This window comes from Saccharopolyspora sp. NPDC002686 (genome assembly GCF_040295745.1).
Taxonomy (GTDB): Bacteria; Actinomycetota; Actinomycetes; order Mycobacteriales; family Pseudonocardiaceae; genus Saccharopolyspora; species Saccharopolyspora oryzae.
The window spans coordinates 1-2,128 of record NZ_JBEOVY010000606.1; the positions used below are offsets into that span (position 1 = coordinate 1).

Sequence of the window (2,128 nt, forward strand, 5' to 3'; positions counted from 1 at the left end):
GGGCCGATCACGGCACCTCATCGCGCAAGGCGTGGTTGGTGTGGGGGATCGGCGCGATCTGCTACTGCGCGGCGCTGTTCCACCGCGCCAGCCTCTAGGTGCCCACCGGTCGGTCCCGGTGGCCGAAGCCGCCGGAGTGTCCTATGTGGACGATTCGAAGGCGACGAACCCGCACGCGGCCGACGCGGCGCTGCGGGCGCACCCCGAGGTGGTGTGGATCGCCGGCGGCCTGCTCAAGGGCGCCGACGTGGACGAGCTCGTCGCGGCCAACGCCGACCGGCTCGCCGCGGTGGTGCTGATCGGCCGCGATCGCGAGCAGTTCGCCACCGCACTGGCCCGACACGCGCCGGATGTGCCCGTGCGCGAGGTGTCGGCGGGGGACGATGCGGGAATGCTGCAAGCTGTCCGGCTGGCCCACGAGTTCGCAAGTCCGGGTTCGGTGGTGCTGCTCGCCCCGGCCGCCGCGTCGATGGACATGTTCACCGACTACGCCCACCGCGGTCGCGCCTTCGCCGACGCGGTGCGCGAGGTTCTGGCCGACACCCCGACGGCGCCCGCGCACGGCGGGTGATCTGCCGTGCCCACCGCCACCAAGACCGCGCGCAGCGGCCCGAAGCGGACCGGTCTGACCGTCCTGTCCCCGCTGACCGCTTGGCTGACCCGGCCGCTGGCCTCGTTCCACCTGCTGCTCGCGGTCTTCGGCCTGCTGACGGTCTTCGGCCTGGTGATGGTGCTCTCGGCCTCCAGCGTCGACTCGTTCAACAAGGACGGTTCGTCCTACAGCGTCTTCAGCAAGCAGGTGATGTACTGCATCGCCGGGCTGGTGCTGTTCTACGCGGCGCTGCGGGTGCCGGTGAAGCTGATGCGCCGCCACAGCCTGATCCTGCTCACCATCTGCCTCGGACTGCTCGCCCTGGTGCTCACGCCGCTCGGCACCAAGCTCAACGGTGCGCGGAGCTGGTTCGTGGTGGCCGGTGTGTCGTTCCAGCCGGTGGAGTTCGCCAAGGTCGCCTTCGCGCTGTGGGGCGCGCACGTGCTGGTCACCAAGCGCGGCCTGATGAACCAGTACCGCCACCTGCTGGTGCCGGTGGTGCCCGCCGCGCTGCTGATGTTCACGCTGGTGATGCTGCAGCCCGACCTCGGTTCGACGATCACGCTGTTCGCGGTGCTGCTGGCGCTGCTGTGGTTCGCCGGTGCGCCGCTGCGGTTGTTCGTGGTGATGCTGCTCGGCGCGGCGACGGCCGGTGTGGCGCTGTCGATGGTCGCCGACTACCGGATGGCGCGGATCACCTCGTTCCTGGACCCGATGGGCGACCCGTCCGGCCAGGGCTACCAGGCCCTGCAGGCGCTCTACGCGCTCGCCGACGGCGGGCTGTTCGGCCGCGGGCTGGGGCAGGGCTGGTCGAAGTGGCAGTACTTGCCCAACGTGCACAACGACTTCATCTTCGCGGTGATCGGTGAGGAGCTGGGCTTCGTCGGCTGCGCGATGGTGCTGGTGCTGTTCGGCACCGTCGCCTACGTGGGCATGCGCATCGCGTTCCGCAACACCGACCCGTGGATCCGGCTGGTCGCGGCGACGCTGACCACCTTCCTGGTCTGCCAGGCGGTCATCAACATCGGCTACGTGGTCGGCCTGCTGCCCACCACCGGGCTGCCGCTGCCGCTGATCTCCTCCGGCGGATCCTCGGTGGTCACCAGCATGCTGGTGTTCGGGCTGCTGGCGAACTTCGCCCGGAACGAACCCGAGGCGATCGCCGCGCTACGGTCTTTGGGACCGGGCCGCGTCGGCAAGCTGCTGCGGCTGCCGACCCCGGCGCCGTACCGGCCGCCGGCCAAGCGGCGCCCGGCACGACCCACCCCACGAAGCCGACCGGGTGCGAAGGGCTCCGGCACGGCGGCAACACGCCGGGAGGCGGGGACACCCGCGCGCGCGGCGCGCGCAGCGGCCCCGGATCCCGGGCGCAGACACGAGGAGGACACCGTTGAGCGGCGATCAGACGGCCCGCATCGACCAGGGCGCGCTCGGCGACCCCAGGGGTGCTGCCGCGGCGCGGCGCCCCCTGTCGGTCGTGGTCGTCGATGCTGAAGCCCAGGGTGTCCGAGGCCGTCAGGCAGGGCGCTGAACCGA

General features: G+C 71.4%; 2 protein-coding genes. Both read left to right on the forward strand.

What is annotated here, in order from left to right; genetic code table 11:
* Positions 1-571: glutamate ligase domain-containing protein (locus ABTZ89_RS38180; protein ID WP_502949655.1), on the forward strand; the 571-nt coding region annotated here is incomplete at its 5' end.
* 6 nt (positions 572-577) lie between these two features.
* The gene (ftsW, locus tag ABTZ89_RS38185; RefSeq protein WP_351054246.1) at positions 578-2,086 is read left to right on the forward strand and encodes a putative lipid II flippase FtsW; all 1,509 of its coding nucleotides are present in this window, start codon (positions 578-580) and stop codon (positions 2,084-2,086) included.
* The last annotated feature ends 42 nt before the right edge of the window (positions 2,087-2,128 follow it).